Below are 25,351 nucleotides of genomic sequence, written 5' to 3'. Positions count from 1 at the left end.
ACGCTGTCAGTTTACTTCCTGTGCACAAGCCCTCTTAACCGCTTTGAGGACATGACGCTTCAGGAGGTAAAATGACAGCGTTTCACTTTGGTACCCACTCCCTCGATTATCATGATTCCGGTTCCGGCCCATTGACGCTGGTCTTGCTGCCCGGCTGGTGTGAGCCAAAAACGGTATTTGAACCCTTCAGCGCGCTGGCGAATGAGCGATACCGGGTGATTAGCCTCGACTGGCGTGGGCACGGCCTGTCTTCCTGTGATGACGCGCTTTCGCTTGGCGCCGAAGACTTGCTGGCGGACATCCCTCATCTGCTGGCTGCTCTGCAGGTGGAAAGCTTTGTGACGCTTTCGGTGGCACACGCCAGTTGGATTGCCGTCGCCTTGGCAGAGCTCATGCCGCAGCAGATCAAAGGCCTGGTATTTCTCGATTGGATCATGACGCAACCCACGCCGGCATTTTTCCAGTCGGTGCAGCAAATGCAACGGCCAGAGCAATGGTTGGCGGCGCGCGATGCCCTGTTTGCCTTCTGGCAAGGCGGGGTTGGCCATCAGCCGGTGAAGCATCATCTGACCGTTGAAATGGCCCGTGAGGACTTCCGTCTCTGGCAGGCCGCCGGTGTGGCGATAGAACACGCTTATCGGCAATATCAATCGCCGCTTGACCGGTTAAGCGAACTTGGTTCGCCGCTTCCGTGCCGGCATATTTACTCGCTGGATCGCGATGAAAATTACCTGAAGCAACAGCAGGCTTTTACTGCCGACCATCCGTTCTTCTCGGTCTTGCGGCTGGAACATGCCCGAACGCACCTGGGGATCCTTGAGCGGCCTGATGAAGTGTATCGGGCGGTGGTTAACTTTCTTGGCGATTAACCTTTTGCCTTGCTTAACCTGATGCGACCCTGAGCCCGCGGTTAATAGATTTCGATAATTGGTCTGGTAATAAAGTGGGTTCCAACACTATAGAAAGCCTGTATAATGCGCGGTTCGATCCAAGTAAACGTATTGTTACTGCTGTGGTGCCTGTCGCCGCAGTGGTCATCCCCCCGACGCCTGTGAAGGCGACACTAGAGGTTGCTCAATGAGCGAAAAGTTACAAAAAGTTTTAGCGCGCGCCGGCCATGGCTCGCGTCGTGAAATCGAAACCATAATTGAAGCTGGCCGCGTCAGCGTTGACGGTAAAATTGCCAAACTGGGCGACCGCGTTGAAGTGACTGCGGCGATGAAAATTCGCCTGGATGGTCATGTGCTTTCAATTAAAGAATCCGAAGAAACGGTTTGCCGCGTGCTGGCTTATTACAAGCCGGAAGGTGAACTCTGTACCCGTAGCGATCCTGAAGGCCGTCCGACGGTGTTCGATCGCCTCCCTAAGCTGCGTGGTTCTCGCTGGGTAGCGGTGGGGCGTCTGGACGTCAATACCTCAGGCTTGCTGCTGTTCACCACCGACGGTGAGCTGGCAAACCGCCTGATGCACCCTAGCCGTGAAGTCGAGCGCGAATACGCGGTACGTGTATTTGGCCAGATTGACGATGAAAAAGTGAAGCAACTGAGCAAGGGCGTTCAGTTGGAAGATGGCCCAGCCGCCTTCCGCACCATCACTTTCCAGGGTGGCGAAGGCATTAACCAATGGTACAACGTGACCCTGACCGAAGGGCGTAACCGCGAGGTGCGTCGTCTTTGGGAAGCAGTTGGCGTGCAGGTCAGCCGTCTGATCCGCGTGCGTTACGGCGATATCGATCTGCCTAAAGGCCTGCCGCGTGGCGGTTGGACCGAGCTGGAACTGCCGGCGATTAACTACTTGCGCGAATTGGTTGAGCTGAAGCCCGAAACCGTCAGCAAGATGCCGGTGGAGCGTGAGCGTCGTCGCGTGAAAGCGAATCAGATCCGTCGTGCGGTCAAACGCCACACCCAGGTGGCCGGCAGCGGCCGCCGCAGTGCGCCAGGCAGCAAGTCCGGCAAACCGAGCAAGCGCAGCTAATCATTACGCCGCAACCCTCTCTGGGCTGCGGCGTTTTCTTTTCGTTACCAGTCAATTCCCTGTTGGGCCATGATACCTGCGTCAAACGCATGTTTTACCGGTCGCATTTCCGTCACCGTATCCGCCAGTTCCAGCAGATCGCGATGGCAGCCACGTCCGGTGATAATGACCGTCTGGTGCGCAGGGCGCAGTCGCAACGCTTCCAGCAGTTCATCGAGCTCAAGATAGCCGTAACTGACCATATAGGTCAGCTCATCCAACAGCACCAGATCCAGGCTGCTGTCGGCGAGCATGCGTTTACCGTGCTGCCATACCGCCTGACAGGCTGCGGTATCGCCGGCTTTATTCTGGGTTTCCCAGGTGAAGCCGGTTGCCATTACCTGGAATTCTACCCCGTGTTGCTGTAGCAGGTTTTTCTCCCCGTTCGGCCACTCGCCTTTGATGAACTGAATAACGGCGGCTTTCATACCGTGGCCGACGGCGCGCGTTACTGTGCCGAAAGCCGCGGTAGTTTTACCTTTACCGTTACCGGTAAATACCAGCAGTAAACCGCGGACTTGCTGGGCGGCGGCGATACGAGCGTCGACCTGTTCTTTCAGGCGCTGCTGACGTTGTTGATGGCGGTCTTCGGCCATGATAAAGCCTCCTTTATTCAGCGGCGCCGGGTTTACGATTGGGTTGAGCATCGAAGCTCATGCCGGTTTTTCGGCGGCTGTCATCGCCCATTAAATAGAGGTAAAGCGGCATAATATCCGCCGGCGTTTTCAGCTTGTTTTTATCTTCGTTCGGGAAGGCCGATGCGCGCATTTGAGTGCGCGTTCCGCCAGGATTGATACAATTTACCCGAAGATGGCGGCTTTTGTATTCTTCGGCCAACACCTGCATCATACCCTCCGTGGCAAATTTGGACACCGCGTAGGCGCCCCAGTTGGCCCGGCCCGTACGACCCACGCTGGAACTGGTAAATACCAGCGATCCCGAGTTGGATTTCAGCAGCAGTGGCAGCAGCGCCTGGGTGAGCATAAAGGTTGCATTGACGTTGACCTGCATGACTTCATGCCACATCTCCATCGACAAGTCAGCCATCGGAGCGATATCCCCCAATAGCCCGGCATTGTGCAGCACGCCGTCGAGGCGTGGGAGCTGGGTTGCCAGATCATCCGCAACCTGTTTGCACTGTTCCTGCGTGGCGTGCAGCAAATCCAGCGTAACGGTGAAACTTGGTGCGCCGCCCAGCCGGGCGATCTCGGTTTGTACCGCCCGTAGCTTGCTTTCGGTTCGCCCCAGCAGCACCAGTTGCGCGCCAAATTTGGCATAGGTAAGTGCAGCTTCGCGTCCGATGCCGTCACCGGCGCCGGTCACCAGGATGATTCTTTGTTCCAGCAGGTCATGTTTAGGTTGGTAATGCACAATAATTCCTCGCGCCGTGGTGGCTGTCTCCCGCTTGCATCGGGGAGGGGTGTGGATTAAGAGACCCAGGCGGGAGCAAAGGCTCGACCGCATGCAGGGCCCCGCAGCGAATTTGGCTCATCATGTTGATGAATAATCCGTGTTATATGCCTCAAATGGATCGTATTTTCAATGATTAGGCAGCAGAATCGGCATTCTTTTGTAACAAAAATGGAACAGCACCGGCTTGGTTAAGTCAAAATGCGCCCACATAGTAAAGAGGCATCACATGGAATTTTTATTTAGCCGCGACAGCCACCGCGTCGGTTGGCTAGAATGAATGCGATCATACTAACAACCTGTAAATAAAGGCGGAATCTGTGGAGTTTATATCTATTTACGGCCTGTTTCTGGCCAAGGTCGCGACGGTAGTGATTGCCATCGCTGCGCTGGCGTTGCTGGCGGTCAGCATTGGGCAACGTAAGACCCGTCAGAAAGGTGAGCTTCAACTGACTGACCTCGGGGAGCAATATCGCGAGATGCAACGTGACATGCGTCTGGCGCGTATGGGTGAAGCGGAACAAAAAGCCTGGAGTAAACAGTTTAAAAAACAGACCAAAGCCGACGAAAAACTGAAGAAACAACGTGCTAAAGCCGGTGCCGTTGAAGCAACCAAACCCTGCCTGTATGTCCTGGATTTCAAAGGTAGCATGGATGCCCATGAAGTGACTTCGCTGCGCGAAGAAATCTCGGCGGTGTTGGCAGTAGCAACGCCACAGGACGAGGTACTGCTGCGGCTGGAAAGCCCGGGCGGGGTAGTGCATGGCTATGGCCTGGCGTCGTCACAGTTGGCGCGTCTGCGTACCGGCGGCATCCGTCTGACGGTAGCGGTGGACAAGGTGGCGGCCAGCGGCGGTTACATGATGGCCTGCGTGGCGGATCGCATCGTCGCGGCACCCTTCGCCATCATCGGCTCTATCGGCGTCGTGGCGCAAATTCCCAACTTCCATCGCCTGCTGAAAAAGAACGATATTGATGTCGAATTGCATACGGCTGGCCAGTTCAAACGGACGCTGACGCTGTTTGGGGAAAACACCGAGCAGGGGCGTGAGAAGTTCCGCGAAGATCTGAATGAAACCCATGAACTGTTCAAAGAATTTGTACACCAGCAACGGCCTTCGCTGGATATCGACAGCGTGGCGACCGGCGAGCACTGGTTCGGCTCTCAGGCGAAAGATAAAGGGCTGATTGATGCGATTGGCACCAGTGACGATCTTTTGATCGCCGAAATGGAAAATCACGAAGTGGTCGGGGTGCGCTATGCGCGTCGTAAACGTCTGATGGATCGTTTTACCGGCAGCGCGGCGGAAAGCGCCGACCGTTTGCTGCTGCGCTGGTGGCAGCGCGGTGAAAAACCGTTGCTTTAAGCGCTTTGATTAAACGTAACGGGGGGCTAAAAACCCCCGTTTTTTTCTTAATCGGCCAAATGGTATTTTTCGGAAAGCACGTGGGCCAAATGTTTAAACATATTAAATACAGCAGTGGTTTTTACCGTAGGTAATCCATCCTGATCCAAAAAGAATTCGCCACGGAAAACTAAAACGCTGCCTTTTTGTTCAACGCCGTTAGCCACCATGCCCTGCAGATAATCTTCATGTTGTCGGATAATATTATTTGCTTCTTGCAACAGGGCCTCACGGCCAATGGGGGTAGTATTAGTGCTCATTATTACACTCCAATCATAAATTCTGCGCGTATTCTAACGCCGGTTCGCATTTATCCGCAAACAGACTAAGGTTTATTTGCCGTCTGGATGGCTAGCAGTATCTGTCGATTGGCGAAATTTCTGTTTCCGTGCTAATTAGGTTGCGTGACGCTTTTTATCAGGTACAGTGTGGGATTTTGCGGCGTCGGGTGGAAGGTTTTGTTTACGCCATGAATGAGTCTCACACGGCCATACTTCTGGGGCATGGGTGAATAGCTGGCGGGATCAACAACTTGCGTTCAGGTTGAGCAGTTAAGCAACCAATAGAAAAAAACATGTTGATCTCTTGCCAGACTGCCGCAATATAAAAAAGAGATATGAATCGCTGCGGCACGGCGAGATAAAAGACTTCTTTTTAGAAGAAACAAATTTAGGTAAAGGTAAATATGGGTAAAGCTCTCGTAATAGTTGAGTCCCCGGCAAAAGCCAAAACTATTAATAAATACTTAGGTAATGACTACGTGGTGAAGTCCAGCGTCGGTCATATCCGTGATTTGCCGACCAGTGGCTCAGCCAGCAAAAAGAGCGCTGACTCAACCGAAGACAAAGCCAAGAAGAAAGTTAAAAAAGATGAGAAAACGGCGCTGGTAAATCGAATGGGCGTCGATCCTTACCATGGCTGGAAAGCGGATTATGAAATTCTGCCAGGTAAAGAAAAAGTTGTCGCAGAGTTAAAATCGTTAGCGGAAAACGCCGACCACATTTATCTCGCAACGGACCTTGACCGCGAAGGGGAAGCCATTGCCTGGCACCTGCGGGAAGTGATCGGCGGCGACGAGAAACGCTTTAGCCGCGTGGTGTTCAACGAAATCACCAAGAACGCGATCCAACAGGCCTTTAAACAGCCGGGTGAGTTGAATATCGATCGTGTTAACGCACAACAGGCGCGTCGCTTTATGGACCGCGTGGTGGGTTACATGGTGTCGCCGCTGCTGTGGAAAAAAATTGCCCGCGGCCTGTCCGCTGGGCGCGTGCAATCTGTTGCGGTACGGTTGGTGGTGGAGCGCGAACGCGACATCAAAGCCTTCGTGCCGGAAGAGTACTGGGAGCTGCACGCCGATCTGCTGGCGAAGAATGATACCGCGCTGCAGATGGAAGTGACGCATGCCTACGACAAACCGTTCAAACCGGTTAACCGTGAGCAGACCCACGCCGCCCTCAAATTGCTGGAGAAAGCCCGTTATACGGTGCTGGATCGCGAAGACAAACCTACCAGCAGCAAGCCGGGCGCGCCTTTCATTACCTCTACGCTGCAACAGGCGGCCAGCACCCGTCTGAGTTTTGGCGTGAAGAAAACCATGATGATGGCTCAGCGGCTGTATGAAGCCGGTCACATCACCTACATGCGTACTGACTCCACCAACCTGAGCCAGGATGCGCTCAACATGGTGCGTGGCTATATCGGCGACAATTTCGGCGACAAGTACCTGCCGAAAGCGCCAAACCAGTACAGCAGCAAAGAAAACTCGCAGGAAGCGCACGAAGCTATCCGCCCGTCGGACGTGAACGTGCTGGCCGAGCAGTTGAAAGATATGGAAGCGGATGCGCAAAAGCTGTATCAGCTGATCTGGCGCCAGTTCGTGGCCTGTCAGATGACGCCTGCGCAGTACGATTCCACTACGCTGTCTGTGAAGGCCGGTGATTATCAGCTGCGTGCCAAAGGCCGTACGCTGCGTTTCGATGGTTGGACCAAAGTGATGCCTGCCTTGCGCAAGGGTGATGAAGACCGCACCTTGCCGTATGTTGAAGTAGGCAGCGATCTGGAACTGCAAAAGCTGATCCCGAGCCAACACTTCACCAAGCCACCTGCGCGTTACAGCGAAGCCTCGTTGGTGAAAGAGCTGGAAAAACGCGGTATTGGCCGTCCATCGACCTATGCGTCGATCATTTCGACCATTCAGGACCGTGGCTATGTGCGGGTCGAAAGCCGCCGTTTCTACGCCGAGAAAATGGGTGAGATCGTTACTGATCGTCTGGAAGAAAACTTCCGTGAGCTGATGAACTATGACTTTACAGCGCGCATGGAAGACGGCCTTGACCAGGTAGCCAATAACCACGCCGAGTGGAAAGCGGTGCTGGATGAGTTTTTTGCCGAGTTCAGTGAACAGTTGGAAACGGCGGAGAAAGATCCTGAAGACGGCGGTATGCGCCCGAATCAGATGGTCATGACCAGCATCGATTGCCCAACCTGTGGCCGTAAAATGGGCATCCGTACAGCCAGTACCGGCGTGTTCCTCGGTTGTTCCGGTTATGCGCTGCCGCCGAAGGAACGCTGCAAAACCACCATTAACCTGGTGCCGGAAACGGAAGTGCTGAACATCCTCGAAGGGGACGATGCAGAAACCAACGCGTTGCGTGCTCGGCATCGTTGCCAGAAATGCGGCACGGCGATGGACAGCTACCTGATCGATAACCAGCGCAAGCTGCACGTCTGCGGTAACAACCCGGCGTGTGACGGCTATGAAATCGAAGAGGGCGAATTCCGTCTGAAAGGGTATGACGGCCCGGTAGTTGAGTGCGACAAATGTGGTTCCGAAATGCATCTGAAAATGGGGCGCTTCGGTAAGTACATGGGTTGCACCAACGAGACGTGCAAAAACACCCGTAAAATCCTGCGTAACGGCGATGTTGCGCCGCCGAAGGAAGATCCGGTTCCATTACCGGAACTGCCGTGCGAAAAGTCAGACGCTTACTTTGTTTTGCGCGACGGTGCTGCCGGCGTGTTCCTGGCGGCCAACACCTTCCCTAAATCGCGCGAAACTCGTGCGCCGCTGGTAGAAGAACTGGCCCGTTTCAAGGATCGTCTGCCGGAAAAACTGCGTTACCTGGCGGATGCGCCAGTAGCGGATGGCGAAGGCAACAAAACGATGGTGCGCTTCAGCCGTAAAACCAAACAGCAGTATGTCTCTTCAGAGAAAGACGGTAAGGCCACAGGTTGGTCCGCTTTCTACGTCGACGGCAAATGGGTTGAAGGCAAAAAGTAAATTTGCAGCCAGAATGCAATAATAAAAACCAGCCCTTGTGGCTGGTTTTTTGTTGTCTGAATGGTAGCGGATCTATTTTTTGCCGTTTTTCCTGCACTGGTCCGGGGTTTCGCGTTGATAGCAATGCAAAATAATCGTTATCATGGTGTGACGTGGATCTATACTTGAAGCTGCTACGTGATATAGTGGTTATATAAAAAGTTTTTTTATGATTAAAGCTTATTAATAACGGCGTTTTCTTCAGCATCCGGGTGAGACACTGTGTTAAGGCTTGTTAGTTTTTCAGCATACCGGGGCGACACCGATATACCTGGCTGCGGGTAAGCCGCAGTGTTTAACCTAGGATGGTATAAGATATGAAATTGCAGCAGCTTCGTTACATTGTGGAAGTGGTTAACCACAACCTGAATGTCTCATCGACGGCAGAAGGGCTTTACACTTCACAACCCGGTATCAGCAAGCAAGTGCGAATGCTGGAAGATGAGTTGGGTATCCAGATTTTCGCTCGCAGCGGAAAACACCTTACCCAGGTTACCCCCGCAGGCCAGGAAATCATCCGCATCGCGCGTGAAGTTCTGTCCAAAGTGGATGCGATCAAAGCCGTCGCCGGCGAGCACACCTATCCGGATAAAGGTTCGCTGTACGTCGCGACTACTCATACCCAGGCGCGTTACGCGCTGCCTAACGTCATCAAAGGTTTTATCGAGCGTTATCCGCGCGTTTCGTTGCACATGCACCAGGGATCGCCGACCCAAATTGCGGAAGCGGTATCCAAAGGCAATGCAGACTTTGCCATTGCCACCGAAGCGCTGCATCTTTACGACGACTTAATCATGCTGCCTTGTTACCACTGGAACCGCGCGGTGGTAGTGAAGCCCGATCACCCATTGGCCGGCAAAAGCCATATCACCATTGAAGAATTGGCGGCGTACCCGATCGTCACCTATACCTTCGGCTTTACCGGTCGCTCCGAGTTGGACACGGCGTTCAACCGTGCCGGCCTGACGCCACGCATCGTATTTACCGCAACGGATGCCGATGTGATCAAAACCTACGTGCGCCTGGGATTAGGGGTCGGGGTTATTGCCAGCATGGCGGTGGATCCGGTGCAGGATCCGGATCTGGTGACTGTGGATGCGCGTGATATCTTCACCTACAGCACCACCAAAATCGGCTTCCGTCGCAGCACCTTCCTGCGCAGCTACATGTACGATTTTATCCAGCGCTTTGCACCGCACCTGACACGCGACGTGGTCGACAACGCGGTAGCACTGCGATCCAACGAAGAGATCGAAGCCATGTTCAAGGACATCAAGCTGCCGATTAAGTAAGTGCCGTATACCCGCTTTCACTTAGAGAAACGGGAGGGGAAACCCTCCCGTTTTGCTTTTTTACTGCGTATCAGCAATCAGTCAGTTGGTGGTCAAACAGGCTCCAGTCATACTGACAATCCCGTGAACAACAAGGCTGGTGAAATGTCAAACCTCTGCCCCCAGAGTGGCTAATGGCGCAACTTTCAGTCCAGAACCTTGAGTGCCGCTGAATGTACACACCCAGCCTGGTGACTGGTTTGCCAACGCCTCACGCTTCAGAATTAGTGCTCCTTTTTGAATGGTGCCGCTGATCTCGGTGTAGCTGTTATCAACATAAATAATGGCCGGAGAGGTTTTGCCGATGCTGATGTTATTTCCCGTAGCTGCAATGGATTCTTTCCCGATCACCACGTTATGTACTGCGCTACAATTGGCGCCCGGCAACGTCAGATCGCCGAAAATATGGCAGCCGGCAACGCTAACTCGCTGTGCCGTCGTGCCCGCGATAAGGCTACCGGTAATCTGACTATTGCTAATCTTGAGCCCACCGGCGGAACCGAGCGGAGCGCCTGCTGCTGCTGCGACCGTTACATCGCCGTTGATCCTGCAGTTGGTAACCAGAGTTGAACCCGACATCACAACTGTCCTCAGGTAATTCAGCACGCTGTTGCTGATCTGGTAATCGCCCTGAATATTGCCGGATATATGCAAACCGCTGCAGAGGGTGTTATCGAGTTTGATACGGCCGTTGCCAATCGTTGTCGTATCGTAAGGGTAAATATCCCCTGAAAGACGATTGCAACCGTTGATCACCATTTGAGCGTATGGGCCGTACGAAACGGCGCGCGTGAAATTGCTAATGCCGCATTCGGTTAGCCAAATCTCACCCCCCACTTTGATGAAGGTTCCTAATGGCCAATGGCCTTCAGCGTCACCACCACCAGGGCGTTCAGCGTGCATTCGCGTAAAGTGCATTTGAATGCCGCCACGGACCTCAACAAACGGCGTAACGTTGTTCAGCTCGATAGAACCGTCAAAAAAGCGGTTAAAATTGCTTTGATCGCCAGGGCGGGTGCTCATGATTAACAGCGGTGGGTAAGCTGTAGCATTTGGGTTGGCGACATCTTCAAGGTTGGTGTAGCTGTAACCGTCCTTCATACGGCCAGAGGCAAAAACGGAAACCCGGTTGAAATTGTTATCGAAAGCATTGTCGAGGTACAACGCTGAACCGCGGAAGTTTTGTATAGCGACATCCTCCCACATGGTGGCAGTGGTGCGGCAATAAACGCCATGGCAGTATGCCCGGCCTTTTTCGTCCTGGGTGGGATCAACGATGCTGGTGCCAATCCCTTGCACCATCAGGTTACGTAGAGTGAGTTGCTGGAATCCAAAAGGTTCGCCCCAGCAATGGATCGCACCGTAGTCGCTGTAGCCTGCGCTGCGCGGAATATTAAAGTCGAGCACGGTACCTGAAGCGCCGTGGCCGCCTTGCCCTTCCAAAAACCAATCTTTGCTGTAATCCAGCACTATAGGTTTTTTAAAATTCACCGTTCCACGCGGAAACACAATTTTGGCTGCATTCCCATTGATCGTCGAGGCATGATTGAGCAATGTCTCCATTGCTTGGTCCCAGTTGTTATTGGCGGTCTTAAACCAGGTAAGCTCGAGCGTATTACCGTCTCTAACCAGACGCCAGTGTTTGCCTGCCTGAGTGACTACCGTCAATGTGCCATCATCAGGCGTGTTGTCGCCCACTTTATAAACATAGAAAAGCACGCGATCGGCAGTGCCGCGTAACAGAATCACCTGACCCTCTGACTCTGGTTCGGTAGCCCTTAATGCAGCCACATTCGCAAGGGTATTGATTTTAGTCTCGGCCATATTTTTCTTCCTGGATAATGAAAAATTGATATGCAAGGTAGGGCGTCCTGATAGCTGCACCTGCTGCATGACTTTGTCTGGGAAGATTAGCGTCGAGGGAAAGGAGAGGCACTTTGTTCGGGCTCTGTCAGGGTTCAATAAACATTGGCGATTAACTTATTGAGCCAACGTCACTTCGCTCACTTGATTACTTCTGCCTATCGTTCTGATCAAAACGTGTTGTTATCAAAACGTTAATTTCTCTATGTGGTATCTTTAAACAAGACCTCAGTGATTACCCTGTTTTAGTCATAATAAGAAATGGAGGAGCTATGTCGTCCGATCTTAGAGAAACGAGTCTGGATAAGCTGGTTGCGTTGAACAGCGAGTATTACTATTACAGTCTGCCGCTGGCGGCGAAGCAGTTGGGTGATATCGACCGGCTGCCAAAATCAATGAAAGTGCTGTTGGAAAACCTGCTGCGTCATGTGGATGGCGACACCGTGCAGGTTGATGATCTGAAAGCCATCGTCGATTGGTTGCAAACCGGCCATGCCGATCGCGAAATTGCCTACCGCCCGGCGCGTGTATTGATGCAGGACTTTACCGGTGTACCTGCGGTGGTGGATCTGGCCGCCATGCGCGAAGCGGTGCAGCGGTTGGGGGGGAATGTCGACCAGGTTAACCCGCTGTCGCCGGTTGATCTGGTGATTGACCACTCGGTCACCGTGGATGAGTTCGGTGACGACGATGCGTTTGAAGAAAACGTGCGTATCGAAATGGAGCGCAATCACGAGCGCTACACTTTCCTGCGTTGGGGGCAGAAAGCTTTCAACCGCTTCCGCGTGGTGCCGCCAGGCACCGGCATTTGTCACCAGGTTAACCTGGAATATCTCGGCCAAACGGTGTGGCACACTGACGAAAGCGGCAGGCACGTTGCCTATCCGGACACCCTGGTCGGCACCGACTCTCACACCACCATGATTAACGGTCTGGGTATTCTCGGTTGGGGCGTTGGCGGTATCGAAGCCGAAGCGGCGATGCTCGGCCAGCCTGTCTCCATGCTGATCCCAGACGTGGTGGGTTTCAAGTTGACGGGCAAACTCAGCGAAGGCATCACCGCCACTGACCTGGTGTTGACGGTGACCCAAATGCTGCGCAAGCACGGTGTAGTCGGCAAATTCGTTGAATTCTACGGTGATGGGCTGGCCAGCTTGCCGTTGGCCGATCGGGCGACCATCGCCAATATGTCGCCGGAGTTTGGCGCCACCTGCGGTTTCTTCCCGGTGGATGACGTCACACTTGGCTACATGAAACTGAGCGGCCGTAGCGATGAACAAATTGCGCTGGTGGAAGCCTACGCCAAAGCGCAGGGCATGTGGCGCCATCCGGGCGACGAACCGGTATTTACCAGCACCTTGGCGTTGGATATGTCGACGGTGGTGGCCAGCCTCGCCGGGCCGAAACGCCCGCAGGATCGGGTGGCTCTGCCGGATGTGCCTAGGGCGTTTAATGCCGCAACCGAGTTGGACATCGGCAGCCAGAAGAGCAAGTCGGGATTCAAATCCTTTACCCTCAGTGGCCGAGAGCACGAACTGCACAATGGTGCGGTCGTGATCGCGGCGATCACCTCATGTACCAACACTTCCAACCCCAGCGTGATGATGGCCGCCGGTCTGTTGGCGAAGAATGCGGTGAACAAAGGGCTGCGGACCAAGCCTTGGGTGAAGACTTCTCTGGCGCCAGGCTCCAAGGTCGTCACCGACTATTTCGACAGCGCCAAACTAACGCCATTCCTTGAAGAGCTGGGTTTTAATCTTGTGGGCTATGGGTGTACCACCTGTATCGGCAACTCAGGGCCATTGCCTGAGCCCATCGAGCAGGCGATCAAAGAGGGCGATCTTACCGTGGGGGCAGTGCTGTCGGGTAACCGCAACTTTGAAGGGCGCATCCACCCGCTGGTGAAAACCAACTGGCTGGCCTCGCCGCCGCTGGTGGTGGCCTATGCGCTGGCGGGCAGCATGAAGATTGATCTGACCCAAGAGCCATTAGGTGACGGGCGTGACGGCAAGCCGGTTTATCTGAAGGATATCTGGCCGAGTAGCCAGGACATTGCTCTGGCGGTGGAGCAGGTTCGTACCGAAATGTTCCACAAGGAATATGGCGCGGTGTTTGACGGTGACGCCAATTGGCAGGCGATTCAGGTAACCGGATCGGCCACCTATCAATGGCAGGCGGATTCCACCTATATTCGCCACCCGCCGTTCTTCAGCACCATGCAGGTGAAACCGGATCCGGTGCAGGATATCAAGAATGCGCGCATTCTTGCCATTTTGGCGGATTCTGTGACCACCGACCACATCTCCCCTGCGGGGAATATCAAGCGTGACAGCCCCGCTGGGCGCTACCTGAGCGATCGCGGCGTCGCTGCCCAGGATTTCAACTCATACGGTTCGCGCCGCGGCAACCACGAAGTGATGATGCGCGGCACCTTTGCCAATATCCGCATCCGCAACGAAATGGTGCCGGGGGTTGAAGGGGGATTCACCCGCCATATTCCTTCGCAAAATCAGCTGTCGATCTACGATGCCGCTATGCAGTATCAGCAGGAGCAGGTGCCACTGGCGGTCATTGCCGGGAAAGAGTATGGCTCTGGCTCCAGCCGTGACTGGGCGGCGAAGGGGCCGCGTCTACTGGGCGTGAGGGTGGTGATTGCCGAGTCCTTCGAGCGTATCCATCGTTCGAACCTGATCGGTATGGGCATTCTGCCGCTGGAGTTCTCGGCAGGCGTCAACCGTCAAACGCTGGGACTGAGCGGGGATGAGCAGATCAGCGTGAGCGGCTTGCAAACGCTGAAGCCGGGGCAGACGGTGCCGGTGCATATCACTTACGCGGACGGTCGTCAGGACGTGGTCAATACCCGGTGCCGTATCGATACCGGCAATGAGCTGACCTACTACGAGAACGACGGCATTCTGCACTATGTGATCAGGAAAATGCTGTAAGAGTAGGGTAAGTAAGAAAGGGCGCCTTTGATGGCGCCCTGATTTTTTGCAGGGAAATTACTTCTGGTCCAGCAAATGGCCCATTTTGGCGGCTTTGGTCGCCAGGTAGCGTTCATTTTTTGGATTGCGGCCGACGATCAACGGCACGCGCTCGGTGATATTGATCCCCGCCTCTGTCAGGATCTCAACCTTTTTCGGGTTGTTGGTCAACAAACGCACCGCGTCCACGCCCAGCAATTTGAACATGTCTGCACACAGGGTGAAATCACGTTCATCAGCGGCAAAGCCGAGTTGATGGTTGGCCTCTACGGTATCGGCGCCTTTATCCTGCAGGGCATAAGCGCGGATTTTGTTCAGCAAACCGATATTGCGACCTTCCTGACGGTGATAGAGCAGAATGCCACGGCCTTCTTCTGCGATATGCTCCAGCGCCGCTTCCAACTGGAAACCGCAGTCGCAGCGCAGGCTGAATAACGCATCGCCGGTCAGACATTCAGAATGTACGCGTGAGAGTACCGGCGTCGCACCGGCAATATCACCGAAGACCAGAGCCAGATGATCGTGCCCGGTAGCCAATTCTTCGAATCCTACCATCAGGAAATCGCCCCAAGGTGTTGGCAGTTTTGCCTCTGCCACCCGTTTAAGCTGCATGTTGCTCTCCACAAACACATCCGATTCAATCATTGTTGCGCATCCTACGTCCGACGCAGTGACCTGACCAGTATTAAAACGTGCAACGACGATCTCTATTTCGTTAATTATCGGTTATTTTGCCATAACTTCTTGCCCTGAGGTGCTCAGCAAACCAGCATCCGGCGTTTTCAGCCCATTATTATTGCGACAGGTTTGTTATCTGTTTAATTTTTCGAGTGTTATCGATATTGCAAGATTGTTACACTGACCCTTGGCTTAAACAAAGGATACGTGGAATGTTTGAGATAGCAAAACGCACGGCAGCGGGGGCCATAGTGCTGTTGCTGATGCCGCTGGCCGTGTGGTTATCCGGCTGGCAATGGCAGCCGGGCGGCAACGCCCCCTTGCTGAAAGGCCTTTATTGGGTGACCGAAACCGTGACCTCGCCGTGGGGAATCATCACTAGCATCATTCTCTCCGCCTGGTTCCTTTGGTGTTTGCGCTTTCGCCTCAAGGCTGCCATTGGTCTGGTCATTTTGCTCTCTGCCGCGGTATTGATCGGCCAGGGCGTTAAATCGCTGATCAAGGATCGGGTACAGGAGCCGCGGCCCTTTGTCGTCTGGTTGGAGCAAAATCACGGCGTGGACGGAAAATACTTTTACTCATTGCATCGCAAAGAACGCAGCGCGCTGGTGGCGGAACAGTTGCAGGATCAGCCGCTGGTACCCGTCTGGCTGCGTAAGCACTGGCAGTTTGAAACCGGCTTCGCCTTTCCTTCTGGGCATACTCTGTTCGCCGCCACTTGGGCATTGCTGGGAGTGGGGCTGTTGTGGCCGCGTCGTCATTACAAAACCGTCGCATTGCTGATGCTGTGGGCGACCGGCGTGATGGGCAGCCGTTTGCTGCTGGGCATGCACTGGCCGCGCGACCTGGCTATGGCGACATTGATCGGTTGGTTGCTGGTGACGATTGCCTGCTGGCTGGCGCAGCGCTGGTTTGGCCCGCTGACGCTGCCTCCTCAGGAGCAACAGGAAGTGGTGGAAAGAACCTCCGGAAGAAAACTTTAGGTGACATGGTCACTTATCACGGCGCCGGGCAGGCGCCGTATTAATCGCTTACATTCGCCAATCATTGCAATTGCGATGATTGCCCCCATATCTTTATAAATTCATTATTTTGAGAAGCTTTCTCATTAATTTCCCTGGGAGCGCCATTTACTGTCGAATATGCCAGCAGATATCTGGTTTTATCGTGCCGCAGGGTTTCCCTGGCACGATGGGAAATGCTAACTTAATGGGAGGGACGCCACGTATTGGCATATACCTTTCGTCTTTCGAGTCGCCGCCAGGCGGCAACTTGAAATACATCGGGTATAATTCATCCGATTAACTCGGCATCGCGGGAAAGAATGTGAAATATTTGCTGATTTTTTTGTTGGTTCTGGTGGTTTTCGTGATTTCTGTCACGTTGGGCGCGCATAACGATCAGGTTGTGAGTTTTAATTACCTGGTTGCTCAGGGCGATTATCGTATATCGACCCTGTTGGCTGCGTTGTTTGGCGCCGGTTTTGTTCTCGGCTGGGTCATTTGCGGCCTGTTTTATCTGCGTACCCGCATTGCGCTGGGGCGAGCCGAACGCAAAGTCAAGAGGCTGGAGCTGCAGCTGCAGCTGCAGCTTGAACAACCTGCTGAGCCGGCAGCTCAGTCCGTTGTCAGCAAGGAATAATCTTCTATGTTAGAGCTGTTGTTTCTGTTGCTGCCCGTGGCTGCCGCGTACGGTTGGTACATGGGGCGCAGAAGTGCTCAACAGGATAAACAACAGGAAGCCAACCGTCTGTCGCGTGAGTACGTGGCTGGGGTTAACTTCCTGCTTTCCAATCAGCAGGATAAAGCGGTCGATCTGTTCCTCGATATGTTGAAAGAGGACAGTACCACCGTTGAGGCCCACCTTACGCTGGGTAACCTGTTCCGTTCGCGCGGCGAGGTCGACCGCGCAATACGCATCCATCAGGCGCTGATGGAAAGCGCTTCCCTCACTTTCGAACAACGTCTGCTGGCGGTGCAACAGCTGGGCCGCGACTATATGGCCGCCGGCATGTACGATCGCGCGGAAGACATGTTCGGCCAGTTGGTCGGCGAAGAGGATTTCCGTATCTCGGCGCTGCAGCAATTACTGGTGATCCACCAGGCAACCAGCGACTGGCTGAAAGCGATCGACGTGGCGGAAAAACTGGTCAAGCTGGGTAAAGACAAACAACGTATCGAGATCGCGCATTTCTACTGTGAGCTGGCGCTCCAGGCAATGGGCAGTGACGATCTCGATAAGGCGATGAGCCTGCTGAAACGTGCGGCCTCGGCGGATAAACAGTGCGCCCGTGTGTCGATTATGGTCGGCCGCATCTACATGGCGCAGGCTGAATACGCCAAAGCGGTCGAGTCTCTGCAGCGGGTGCTGAATCAGGATAAAGAGCTGGTAAGCGAAACGCTGCCTATGCTGCATGAATGTTATCAGCATTTGGAAAACCAGCAGGATTGGGCGGAGTTCCTCAAACGTTGCGTTGAGGAAAATACGGGCGCTACCGCCGAACTGATGCTGGCGGAGATCGTCGAACAGCATGAAGGGCGCGACGTAGTTCAGGTGTATATCAACCGCCAGTTACAGCGTCATCCGACCATGCGCGTGTTTTACCGTCTGATGGATTACCACCTGGCGGACGCCGAAGATGGGCGTGCAAAAGAGAGTCTGCTGCTGCTGCGGGACATGGTGGGTGAGCAAATCCGCACCAAACCGCGCTATCGCTGTCATAAATGCGGTTTTACCGCGCATTCACTTTATTGGCATTGCCCGTCATGTCGGGCCTGGGCATCGGTTAAGCCGATTCGAGGGCTGGATGGGCAATAAAAAACGGGGCGATAATCGCCCCGTTTTTCGTAGTATAGGGAATTACTTTTTCTTGCTTGCTTTCACGCCGCCTTTCAGCAACTGACGCAGCTTTTTCAATTCTTTTTGGTTCAGAGGCTGTTCGATTTCTTCTTCAATCCCCTGATTATCGATTTCGCCGTGGTGCAACTCATCCGATTTTTTAGCGGTTTTTTCCGCTTTAACCGGCGCTTCGAAGCTGCTTTCAAGGCGTTGACACACCTCAGCACTCAGAGAGAGTTGGTTATCAGCGGCAATAGCACGAATTTTCTCTTTGAGTTCCAGAGGGATTTTGATGGTTAGTGTAGATATCTCGCTCATTTTGAAGCCTTTCTGCGGGAAGATACCTTCAAGCTAAGCCAGTAATGAGCAAGAGTCTAGGGTGTAATAAAAATTTAATATTTATGTAACATTGAGCGCGGGAATAATGAACGTAATGGCGGGGAAATAGGCAGAGCCCGGCGTACCGGGCCCTATAGCGAAGAAACTTACTTGTAGATGACGGCAGTACCGCTCAGCAGGTTGTTACCGCCGGCGGAAATAATGCGGTAGCTGCTGGCGCCCTGGGCTTCTGCTTTCGCCGCCAGTTTGGCTTCCAGACCGCTCAGGGTCGTCGCGTGGCCTGCGGAGACTACACCGGCAGGGGCCAGGTCGTTAGCCTGCTGCAAATTAACCGGCTCAGCGGCGAAGGTCGCGAAAGAGGTCAGGGCGATGGCGGAAGCAGTTGCAAAATATTTGATGGTTTTCATGGGTGACTCCAGTCAGTTTTTTTAGGTTGGAAGCAGCTCGCTTCCGATGAGTTGAATAATAAAGCATCCCTGCGGATTTAAAATCTGATAATGCTGAGTATCTTATTCAAAATATCTGATTGATAATTTACGCATCTTTACGGCGCTTTACGCTGTCTGCGCTATTGGTTTTGAAGCTTTATTGACGCTTGATGACGAACGATGGATTAACATTACTTAACGGCAGGGTGCGCTGCGGCTGGGATTTCTGCTGGCCGGCATGTAGAATGCGGCGGTCAGTTTGGTGGGTTGTTACCTGGTTATGTCCATTTTAAAGAAGGTAGAAGAAATGAAGTCTGAAAATAACATCAATAACAATGACTTAAAATCATCTCCAATCATCGTTGCGTTGGATTACGCAGATATTGGCGCCGCATTGGCGTTTGTCGATCGCATTAATCCACAGGACTGCCGGTTAAAAGTGGGCAAAGAAATGTTCACCCTGTTTGGGCCGCAGCTGGTGCGTGATTTGCACGATCGTGGCTTCGACGTATTCCTGGATTTAAAATTCCACGATATCCCCAATACCACGGCCCATGCGGTAGCGGCCGCGGCCGAACTGGGCGTATGGATGGTTAACGTCCACGCCAGCGGCGGTGCACGCATGATGACCGCTGCTAAAGAGGCGTTGCTGCCTTATGGCGCAGAGGCGCCGTTGTTGATCGCCGTTACCGTTCTTACCAGTATGGAGGCGGAGGATCTGCAGGCTATCGGTATCAATATTTCCCCGGCTGAGCAGGCTGAGCGGCTGGCGCGTTTGACCCGTGATTGCGGGCTGGACGGCGTTGTCTGTTCGGCGCATGAAGCTGAACGGCTGAAAGCGGCCTGCGGGCGTCAGTTCCAACTGGTCACGCCAGGCATTCGTCCAGAAGGCAGTGCAGCTGGCGATCAGCGCCGCATTATGACGCCGGTGCAGGCACAGGCCGCCGGGGTAGATTATATGGTGATTGGGCGTCCGATCACCCAATCCGCCGATCCTGCCGCTACGCTGAGCGCTATTCGCGCTTCCCTGGCCTGAGGGGCTCGAGATGAATGACGACAATAGCCGGCTGGTTTATTCCACCGACAGCGGACGTATCAAGCAAGAAGAGGCCAAACCGCAGCGAACCAAGGGTGATGGCATCGTGCGCATTCAGCGCCAGACCAGCGGACGCAAGGGGAAAGGCGTTTGCCTGATCACCGGAATTGACTTGGACGATGCGGCGCTGGAAAAGCTGGCGGCAGAGCTGAAGAAGAAATGTGGCTGCGGCGGATCGGTCAAAGACGCGGTGATCGAGATCCAGGGCGATAAGCGCGATCTGCTTAAGCAGTTGCTGGAAGCCAAAGGAATGAAGGTCAAGCTGGCGGGCGGTTAACGGCTGCAGGCGGAGTGCCATGCCGCGGTGTAATAGCTGCGGCATGGCTTAGGTCGTGCTGTCGGGCCGGAGCCCGTCGATGGCGAAAACGCCATGGATTGAAGGTAAAACAGACCTGAAATAATCTTTATTATGCTTAATGCGTCAAAGCGAAAACGCTTTTGCCAGCCTGTCGGCAGAGGTAGATGAAGTGGCCGGGCAGGTTATTTGCCTACCTGATGACCAATGATACCCCCAACGGCGGCCCCACCAAGCGTACCCAATGCGCTGCCATCGGTCAGCACTGCACCGCCTACGGCCCCTGCGCCGGCACCAATTGCGGTGTTACGGTCGCGTTTGGACATGTTGGAACACGCGCTGAGTGAAAACGCCAGAGTCAGTGCCAGAGCGGCGGTGGCGAAACGTTTATTGATAATCATCATAATGACTTCTCCTTAGCATTGGCTATATGGAAGTGCCCTTTAAGTATAGGCGTGAACCATAAATTCGGCCTGCTATCGGCTCCCATACAGTATCGATATAAAAAATGGCATTATTTGTTAAAGGCAGAACAATAAAAAGTTGAAAGCGGTCTCTCTGCCCAAATTCACTATAAGCTTCTGTTGGCCAATAAACAGGTAAATAGTCCGAAATTCCAGATGCCTCTCCTTCGTTGATATGAGCAATTCGCCGCTAACCCCACAGAACTCCGCATCCAGCAGAAGCCTACGCGGTCTTTAGCGATTTATGCCATACCGCCCCGTCGCCGGCCTACCGACAATATTCGCAGACAGGCTTAACCGGGAAAGACAAATGCTCAACGATCTCAAACAGCAGGTATTGGACGCTAATCTGGCATTGCCACACCATCATCTGGTGACCTTCACCTGGGGCAACGTCAGTGCCGTCGATCGCCAGGCAGGGCTGATGGTGATCAAACCTTCGGGGGTGGAGTATGCGGTGATGACCCGTGACGACATGGTTGTGGTGGAACTCGAAAGCGGCAAAGTGGTGGAAGGCAATAAAAAACCCTCTTCAGACAGTGATACCCACCGGGCATTGTATCTCGAGTTCGACGCGGTCGGCGGCATCGTGCACACCCATTCGCGACATGCCACCATCTGGGCGCAGGCCGGCCAGGATATTCCCGCCTGGGGCACGACTCATGCCGATTACTTCTACGGTGACATTCCTTGTACGCGAACAATGCGGGATGAGGAAATCGCCGGGCGTTATGAATGGGAGACCGGCAGGGTGATTGTCGAAACCTTCCGCGAAAGGCGATTGGATCCGGCCAGCATGCCGGCGGTACTGGTACATTCGCACGGTCCATTTACCTGGGGGAAAGACGCGGAGAACGCGGTGCACAATGCCGTCGTGCTGGAGGAGATTGCCTATATGGGGATTTTTTCACGCCAGTTGACGCCTGGGCTGGCGAACATGCAGCAAACGCTGTTGGATAAACACTACTTGCGCAAGCACGGCAAAAACGCCTATTACGGGCAGTGATCATCAGGCGGGCAATCCATGCCCGCCGTTCCATGGGGCGTTTAATCGCTGACCCTGTCCAACCGAACTCCCTGGCGTTTCAACTGATGTTGATACTCCAATTCCAGGCGCGAATCGGTGATCACCCGATCAACCTTTCCATGCAGTGCCAAAGGATTGGGTTGGATCTGACCAAATTTAGACGAGTCTGTCAGCACGATATTTTCCACGCCCTTCGCCAGCACGGCGTTGACCACGTCGGCGCGCATCATATCGCGGCCGGTAAAGCCGGTTTCCGCATGGTAGCCGTCAATGCCGATGAACGCCTTGCTGAAATGCACTTGCTGAATGCACATGCGCGTCAATGGCCCTACCACGGTCTCACTCTTTTTCTGATACATGCCACCCAGCACTATCACCTCGCAATCGCTCTCTTTCAGCAGGTTGGCGATATAGTGGCTGACAGTGATCAGCGTGATGGTTTTGCGCTCGGCAATATAGCGTGCCAACAGGGCATTGGTGCTGCCACTTTCTATAAAGATGGTTTCGCCGTCGTTAACCTGCGCAGCGGCAAATCGCGCCAGCTTCTGCTTGAGAGAAAAATTGGACATCATGCGGGCATCGACGTCGTCGCTTTCCAGCGCCAGCGCAGAACCGTGCACCCGTTTCAGATAGCTGCGCTTCTCCAGCAGGTTCAAATCCTGCCGGATAGTGACCTCTGAAACACCGGTGGTGCGCGACAGATCGCTGACGCTGATCTTTTGGCGCTCGTTCACCAACTGCAGAATTGTTTGTTGTCTTGAATTCATATCGACCTGATGTGCGGCTACCAATGTGTGGCCGCTAATATTTATTGTTTAAATAGTATGTTCTGTTCGCGCAATAATACCACCCTACGCGTCAGAAGATGATGCGGTAAAGAAAGCGGAATATCCAGCGATGTGAGCAGACTACGCTGCAAGTGCTCGGATCGGCAGGGATTGAATAGCGCTGCAGAGTGAAGAGCGCAAGTCATCAGCCATTCAATTACTGGGTTTTCATATTAAAGGGGTTTTGAATGAAAATTGATTTGATTGTGATCAAAAATCATAAGTTCTTTTGTCCTACTATGATGAGAGTTTGAGTTCGTCCACAGAAGATGCAGGAGTTCGTCATGGAGCTTTATCTCGATACCGCTGATGTGAATGCTGTAAAACGTCTGGCACGCATTCTGCCGCTGCACGGCGTCACTACCAATCCGAGCCTTGTCGCCAAAGAGGGGAAACCCATTTGGGAGGTGCTGCCGGCGCTGCGTGATGCACTGGGCGGGACCGGCAAGCTGTTTGCCCAAGTGATGGCCAACGATGCCGAGCGCATGGTGGCGGAGGCGGCGCTGCTTCATCAGCGAGTGCCTGGATTGGTGGTCAAGATCCCAGCGACCGCAGAAGGGTTGGCGGCGATTAAAAAACTGAAATCGATGTCTATTCCAACGCTGGGCACTGCAGTCTACGGTGCCGGCCAGGGGTTGTTGGCGGCGCTGGCCGGCGCGGAATACGTAGCCCCCTACGTTAACCGGCTGGACGCGCAGGGCAGTGACGGCATCGAAATGGTGCATGAACTGCAGCAATTGCTGACGTTGCATGCACCGGGCACCCGGATGCTGGCCGCCAGTTTCAAGACCCCGCGGCAGGCACTGGCGTGCCTGCTGGCGGGTTGCCAGGCCATTACCTTGCCTGTCGATGTAGCCGAACAGTTCCTTGCCGCTCCGGCGGTACAGGCGGCGGTCGAAAAGTTCGAGCAGGATTGGCAGGGGGCATTCGGTACCAACCTGCTTAACTAGTTTCTTCTCGCAAGACGACTGGCGACTCATTTGCCGTAGGTTGGCTGGCGTTCAGCGCCCGGCGGATCACAAAGAACGCAGAAACCAGCATGGTTACCGCCACCAGCATAAAGAACGCACACAAAGCCGCGTTAATCTGGTTGCTGAAGACAATGGTTTCCATATCTTTCAGCGATTTGGCCGGGGCAATCAGTGTGCCTTGTTCAATGCCGGTGGAGAATTTCTTCGCCTGCGCCAGGAAGCCGATGCTGGGTTTCTCGTGGAAGATTTTTTGCCAGCCGGCGGTCATCGAGGTAATGAACAACCAGACGGTTGGCAGAATGGTCACCCAGGCGTAGCGCTGTTTTTTCATTTTAAACAGCACCACGGTACCGAGGATCAACGCCATTGAGGCCAGCATCTGGTTGCCGATGCCGAACAGCGGCCACAGGGTGTTGATGCCGCCGAGCGGATCGACCACACCTTGATAAACAAAGAACCCCCAACCGGCGACGGCCACCGTCGTCCCTGCCAGATTACCGAACCATGAGCGGGTGTTGGCCAGCCGAGGGATCGCCACGCCAACCAGATCCTGCACCATAAAGCGGCAGGCGCGGGTGCCGGCATCGACGGCGGTCAGAATGAACAACGCCTCAAACAGAATGGCGAAGTGATACCAGAACGCCATCATCGCGCGGCTGTTAAACACTTCGGTGATGATGTGCGCCATCCCCACAGCAAAGGTCGGTGCGCCGCCAGCGCGCGACAGGATCGAATGTTCACCCACGTCTTTGGCGATCATCGTCAGGGTTTCCGGCGTGATGATAAAGCCCCAGCTGTTGATGACCAGCGAGGCATTTTCCACCGTGGTGCCAATCAGCGCCGCCGGAGAGTTCATGGCGAAGTAAACGCCGGGGTCGATCACCGAGGCGCAAATCAGCGCCATGATGGCCACGAAGGACTCCATCAGCATGGCACCATAACCGATAAAACGGATGTGGCTTTCACGTTCCACCAGTTTCGGCGTAGTGCCGCTGGATACCAACGCATGGAAGCCGGAAATCGAGCCGCAGGCGATGGTGATAAACAGGAACGGGAACAGTGAACCGGCGAATACCGGGCCGCTGCCGTCGATAAACCGTGATACCGCAGGCATTTTCATTTCCGGCATGGCAAAGACGATGCCTATCGCCAGCCCGATAATGACGCCAATCTTCATAAAAGTGGAAAGATAGTCACGGGGCGCCAACAACAACCATACCGGCAGCACCGAAGCGACGAAACCGTAAATCACCAGCACCCAGGTCAGCGTGGTGCCATGCAGCGTAAAGAAGGGGCCCCAGTAAGGGTGTTGCGCCACATTGCCACCGTAAATGATCGCCAGCAGCATCAGCACGAAGCCGACCACCGAGATTTCGGCGATTTTTCCCGGCCGGATAAAACGCATGTACACGCCCATAAACAGCGCGATAGGAATGGTAGCGGCGATGGTGAACAGCCCCCAGGGGCTGTCGGCCAGCGCTTTTACCACCACCAGAGCCAGCGCAGACAGAATGATGATCATCACGCCCAGAGCACCAAGCATGGTGATCACCCCAGCGAAGGCGCCGAGTTCCTGTTTGGCCATTTCACCCAGCGATCGGCCGTCGCGGCGGGTAGAGATGAACAGGATCAGGAAGTCCTGCACCGCACCGGCCAGCATTACGCCGACAAGGATCCAGATGGTGCCCGGTAAAAAGCCCATCTGCGCGGCCAGAATCGGCCCCACCAGTGGCCCGGCGCCAGCGATGGCGGCAAAGTGGTGACCAAACAGCACCCACTTGTTGGTCGGGACATAGTCCAGGCCATCGTTACGACGTTCCGCCGGCGTCATACGGCGGTCGTCAAGCTCAAACACTTTCTTGGCGATGAACAGGCTATAGAAACGGTAAGCGATGCTGTAACAGGCGACGGCAGCCACCACCAGCCAGACCGCGTTAACATGCTCTCCGCGGCTGAGCGCCAGCATGGCGAAGGCAAATGCACCGACTAACGCCACCACCAGCCAGATGATCCCGGACTTGACGTTTTTCATGATCAACAACTCCTTGGTGTACAGAGA

At 54.2% G+C, this 25,351-nt stretch carries 23 protein-coding genes; 13 read left to right on the top strand and 10 right to left on the bottom strand.

The window, feature by feature from the left end:
- Positions 1-71: 71 nt before the first annotated feature.
- Together JEM67_RS15280 and rluB are read left to right on the top strand one after the other, a co-directional pair.
- Entirely contained in the window at positions 72-869 is a 798-nt protein-coding gene (locus JEM67_RS15280) for an alpha/beta fold hydrolase (RefSeq protein WP_199636036.1), read from the top strand.
- Between the two features lie 208 nt (positions 870-1,077).
- On the top strand, positions 1,078-1,974 hold the full coding sequence (gene rluB / locus JEM67_RS15275; RefSeq protein WP_199636035.1) for a 23S rRNA pseudouridine(2605) synthase RluB: 897 nt from the start codon (positions 1,078-1,080) through the stop codon (positions 1,972-1,974).
- 44 nt (positions 1,975-2,018) lie between these two features.
- On the opposite strand, the gene cobO is transcribed toward rluB, so the two are convergent.
- Together cobO and JEM67_RS15265 are read right to left on the bottom strand one after the other, a co-directional pair.
- A complete protein-coding gene (cobO, locus tag JEM67_RS15270) occupies positions 2,019-2,609 on the bottom strand; it encodes a cob(I)yrinic acid a,c-diamide adenosyltransferase (RefSeq protein ID WP_199636034.1) in 591 nt (196 codons plus the stop codon).
- Between the two features lie 13 nt (positions 2,610-2,622).
- Entirely contained in the window at positions 2,623-3,384 is a 762-nt protein-coding gene (locus JEM67_RS15265; protein WP_013813138.1) for a YciK family oxidoreductase, read from the bottom strand.
- Positions 3,385-3,743: 359 nt separating this feature from the next.
- Between JEM67_RS15265 and sohB the strand changes: the two genes are divergently transcribed.
- Entirely contained in the window at positions 3,744-4,790 is a 1,047-nt protein-coding gene (gene sohB, locus JEM67_RS15260) for a protease SohB (RefSeq protein WP_199636033.1), read from the top strand.
- 47 nt (positions 4,791-4,837) lie between these two features.
- Here sohB and JEM67_RS15255 read toward each other — a convergent pair whose 3' ends face one another.
- Positions 4,838-5,089, bottom strand: coding sequence for a YciN family protein (locus tag JEM67_RS15255; protein WP_199636032.1), 252 nt, complete (start codon positions 5,087-5,089; stop codon positions 4,838-4,840).
- Between the two features lie 425 nt (positions 5,090-5,514).
- Between JEM67_RS15255 and topA the strand changes: the two genes are divergently transcribed.
- Positions 5,515-8,112: a type I DNA topoisomerase gene (gene topA, locus JEM67_RS15250; protein ID WP_199636031.1), complete on the top strand. Its 2,598-nt coding sequence runs from the start codon at positions 5,515-5,517 to the stop codon at positions 8,110-8,112.
- A 356-nt stretch (positions 8,113-8,468) separates the two neighbouring features.
- Positions 8,469-9,443, top strand: coding sequence for an HTH-type transcriptional regulator CysB (gene cysB, locus JEM67_RS15245; protein WP_004945202.1), 975 nt, complete (start codon positions 8,469-8,471; stop codon positions 9,441-9,443).
- Positions 9,444-9,590: 147 nt separating this feature from the next.
- Here cysB and JEM67_RS15240 read toward each other — a convergent pair whose 3' ends face one another.
- On the bottom strand, positions 9,591-11,375 hold the full coding sequence (locus JEM67_RS15240) for a hypothetical protein (protein WP_199636030.1): 1,785 nt from the start codon (positions 11,373-11,375) through the stop codon (positions 9,591-9,593).
- A 242-nt stretch (positions 11,376-11,617) separates the two neighbouring features.
- Between JEM67_RS15240 and acnA the strand changes: the two genes are divergently transcribed.
- Positions 11,618-14,290, top strand: a complete 2,673-nt coding sequence (acnA, locus tag JEM67_RS15235; RefSeq protein WP_199636029.1) for an aconitate hydratase AcnA — start codon at positions 11,618-11,620, stop codon at positions 14,288-14,290.
- Between the two features lie 57 nt (positions 14,291-14,347).
- Here the strand turns inward: acnA and ribA are convergent, their stop codons facing one another.
- Positions 14,348-14,941, bottom strand: coding sequence for a GTP cyclohydrolase II (ribA, locus tag JEM67_RS15230; protein WP_006321116.1), 594 nt, complete (start codon positions 14,939-14,941; stop codon positions 14,348-14,350).
- 278 nt (positions 14,942-15,219) lie between these two features.
- Here ribA and pgpB point away from each other — a divergent pair, with 278 nt between their 5' ends.
- From pgpB to lapB, 3 genes are all read left to right on the top strand, one after another.
- Positions 15,220-15,990, top strand: coding sequence for a phosphatidylglycerophosphatase B (pgpB, locus tag JEM67_RS15225; protein ID WP_199636028.1), 771 nt, complete (start codon positions 15,220-15,222; stop codon positions 15,988-15,990).
- 343 nt (positions 15,991-16,333) lie between these two features.
- On the top strand, positions 16,334-16,648 hold the full coding sequence (locus tag JEM67_RS15220; RefSeq protein WP_199636027.1) for a LapA family protein: 315 nt from the start codon (positions 16,334-16,336) through the stop codon (positions 16,646-16,648).
- Positions 16,649-16,654: 6 nt separating this feature from the next.
- On the top strand, positions 16,655-17,824 hold the full coding sequence (gene lapB / locus JEM67_RS15215; RefSeq protein ID WP_013813131.1) for a lipopolysaccharide assembly protein LapB: 1,170 nt from the start codon (positions 16,655-16,657) through the stop codon (positions 17,822-17,824).
- Positions 17,825-17,866: 42 nt separating this feature from the next.
- Here lapB and JEM67_RS15210 read toward each other — a convergent pair whose 3' ends face one another.
- Both JEM67_RS15210 and bhsA read right to left on the bottom strand, forming a co-directional pair.
- Complete coding sequence (locus tag JEM67_RS15210; protein ID WP_013813130.1) at positions 17,867-18,163, bottom strand: Arc family DNA-binding protein; 297 nt, start codon at positions 18,161-18,163, stop codon at positions 17,867-17,869.
- A 167-nt stretch (positions 18,164-18,330) separates the two neighbouring features.
- Positions 18,331-18,591, bottom strand: coding sequence for a multiple stress resistance protein BhsA (bhsA, locus tag JEM67_RS15205; RefSeq protein WP_199636026.1), 261 nt, complete (start codon positions 18,589-18,591; stop codon positions 18,331-18,333).
- A gap of 328 nt (positions 18,592-18,919) precedes the next feature.
- Between bhsA and pyrF the strand changes: the two genes are divergently transcribed.
- Complete coding sequence (gene pyrF, locus JEM67_RS15200) at positions 18,920-19,648, top strand: orotidine-5'-phosphate decarboxylase (RefSeq protein ID WP_172603358.1); 729 nt, start codon at positions 18,920-18,922, stop codon at positions 19,646-19,648.
- Positions 19,649-19,658: 10 nt separating this feature from the next.
- Complete coding sequence (yciH, locus tag JEM67_RS15195) at positions 19,659-19,985, top strand: stress response translation initiation inhibitor YciH (protein ID WP_004945179.1); 327 nt, start codon at positions 19,659-19,661, stop codon at positions 19,983-19,985.
- Positions 19,986-20,188: 203 nt separating this feature from the next.
- On the opposite strand, the gene osmB is transcribed toward yciH, so the two are convergent.
- A complete protein-coding gene (osmB, locus tag JEM67_RS15190; protein WP_004945176.1) occupies positions 20,189-20,407 on the bottom strand; it encodes an osmotically-inducible lipoprotein OsmB in 219 nt (72 codons plus the stop codon).
- Positions 20,408-20,777: 370 nt separating this feature from the next.
- Between osmB and araD the strand changes: the two genes are divergently transcribed.
- Complete coding sequence (gene araD / locus JEM67_RS15185; protein WP_199636025.1) at positions 20,778-21,473, top strand: L-ribulose-5-phosphate 4-epimerase; 696 nt, start codon at positions 20,778-20,780, stop codon at positions 21,471-21,473.
- 41 nt (positions 21,474-21,514) lie between these two features.
- Here araD and JEM67_RS15180 read toward each other — a convergent pair whose 3' ends face one another.
- On the bottom strand, positions 21,515-22,261 hold the full coding sequence (locus JEM67_RS15180; RefSeq protein ID WP_199636024.1) for a DNA-binding transcriptional regulator YciT: 747 nt from the start codon (positions 22,259-22,261) through the stop codon (positions 21,515-21,517).
- 344 nt (positions 22,262-22,605) lie between these two features.
- Between JEM67_RS15180 and fsa the strand changes: the two genes are divergently transcribed.
- A complete protein-coding gene (gene fsa / locus JEM67_RS15175) occupies positions 22,606-23,271 on the top strand; it encodes a fructose-6-phosphate aldolase (protein ID WP_199636023.1) in 666 nt (221 codons plus the stop codon).
- Here the strand turns inward: fsa and JEM67_RS15170 are convergent.
- On the bottom strand, positions 23,264-25,324 hold the full coding sequence (locus JEM67_RS15170) for a carbon starvation CstA family protein (protein ID WP_199636022.1): 2,061 nt from the start codon (positions 25,322-25,324) through the stop codon (positions 23,264-23,266). The genes fsa and JEM67_RS15170 overlap by 8 nt on opposite strands.
- Positions 25,325-25,351 lie beyond the last annotated feature (27 nt).

Source organism: Serratia sp. PAMC26656 (genome assembly GCF_016469055.2).
In the GTDB taxonomy this organism is placed as follows: Bacteria; Pseudomonadota; Gammaproteobacteria; order Enterobacterales; family Enterobacteriaceae; genus Serratia; species Serratia plymuthica.
Note: the sequence above shows the minus strand (reverse complement) of the source record. Positions and strands in the feature narration are given on the sequence as shown.

What these genes read in the sequence shown, in the direction of transcription:
- JEM67_RS15280 (WP_199636036.1), top strand. Translation starts at nt 72, where the DNA reads ATGACAGCGTTTCACTTTGGTACCCACTCCCTCGATTATCATGATTCC.
- rluB (WP_199636035.1), top strand. Translation starts at nt 1,078, where the DNA reads ATGAGCGAAAAGTTACAAAAAGTTTTAGCGCGCGCCGGCCATGGCTCG.
- cobO (WP_199636034.1), bottom strand. Translation starts at nt 2,609, where the DNA reads ATGGCCGAAGACCGCCATCAACAACGTCAGCAGCGCCTGAAAGAACAG.
- JEM67_RS15255 (WP_199636032.1), bottom strand. Translation starts at nt 5,089, where the DNA reads ATGAGCACTAATACTACCCCCATTGGCCGTGAGGCCCTGTTGCAAGAA.
- topA (WP_199636031.1), top strand. Translation starts at nt 5,515, where the DNA reads ATGGGTAAAGCTCTCGTAATAGTTGAGTCCCCGGCAAAAGCCAAAACT.
- cysB (WP_004945202.1), top strand. Translation starts at nt 8,469, where the DNA reads ATGAAATTGCAGCAGCTTCGTTACATTGTGGAAGTGGTTAACCACAAC.
- JEM67_RS15240 (WP_199636030.1), bottom strand. Translation starts at nt 11,375, where the DNA reads ATGCAGCAGGTGCAGCTATCAGGACGCCCTACCTTGCATATCAATTTT.
- acnA (WP_199636029.1), top strand. Translation starts at nt 11,618, where the DNA reads ATGTCGTCCGATCTTAGAGAAACGAGTCTGGATAAGCTGGTTGCGTTG.
- ribA (WP_006321116.1), bottom strand. Translation starts at nt 14,941, where the DNA reads ATGCAGCTTAAACGGGTGGCAGAGGCAAAACTGCCAACACCTTGGGGC.
- pgpB (WP_199636028.1), top strand. Translation starts at nt 15,220, where the DNA reads ATGTTTGAGATAGCAAAACGCACGGCAGCGGGGGCCATAGTGCTGTTG.
- lapB (WP_013813131.1), top strand. Translation starts at nt 16,655, where the DNA reads ATGTTAGAGCTGTTGTTTCTGTTGCTGCCCGTGGCTGCCGCGTACGGT.
- JEM67_RS15210 (WP_013813130.1), bottom strand. Translation starts at nt 18,163, where the DNA reads ATGAGCGAGATATCTACACTAACCATCAAAATCCCTCTGGAACTCAAA.
- bhsA (WP_199636026.1), bottom strand. Translation starts at nt 18,591, where the DNA reads ATGAAAACCATCAAATATTTTGCAACTGCTTCCGCCATCGCCCTGACC.
- pyrF (WP_172603358.1), top strand. Translation starts at nt 18,920, where the DNA reads ATGAAGTCTGAAAATAACATCAATAACAATGACTTAAAATCATCTCCA.
- yciH (WP_004945179.1), top strand. Translation starts at nt 19,659, where the DNA reads ATGAATGACGACAATAGCCGGCTGGTTTATTCCACCGACAGCGGACGT.
- osmB (WP_004945176.1), bottom strand. Translation starts at nt 20,407, where the DNA reads ATGATGATTATCAATAAACGTTTCGCCACCGCCGCTCTGGCACTGACT.
- araD (WP_199636025.1), top strand. Translation starts at nt 20,778, where the DNA reads ATGCTCAACGATCTCAAACAGCAGGTATTGGACGCTAATCTGGCATTG.
- JEM67_RS15180 (WP_199636024.1), bottom strand. Translation starts at nt 22,261, where the DNA reads ATGAATTCAAGACAACAAACAATTCTGCAGTTGGTGAACGAGCGCCAA.
- fsa (WP_199636023.1), top strand. Translation starts at nt 22,606, where the DNA reads ATGGAGCTTTATCTCGATACCGCTGATGTGAATGCTGTAAAACGTCTG.
- JEM67_RS15170 (WP_199636022.1), bottom strand. Translation starts at nt 25,324, where the DNA reads ATGAAAAACGTCAAGTCCGGGATCATCTGGCTGGTGGTGGCGTTAGTC.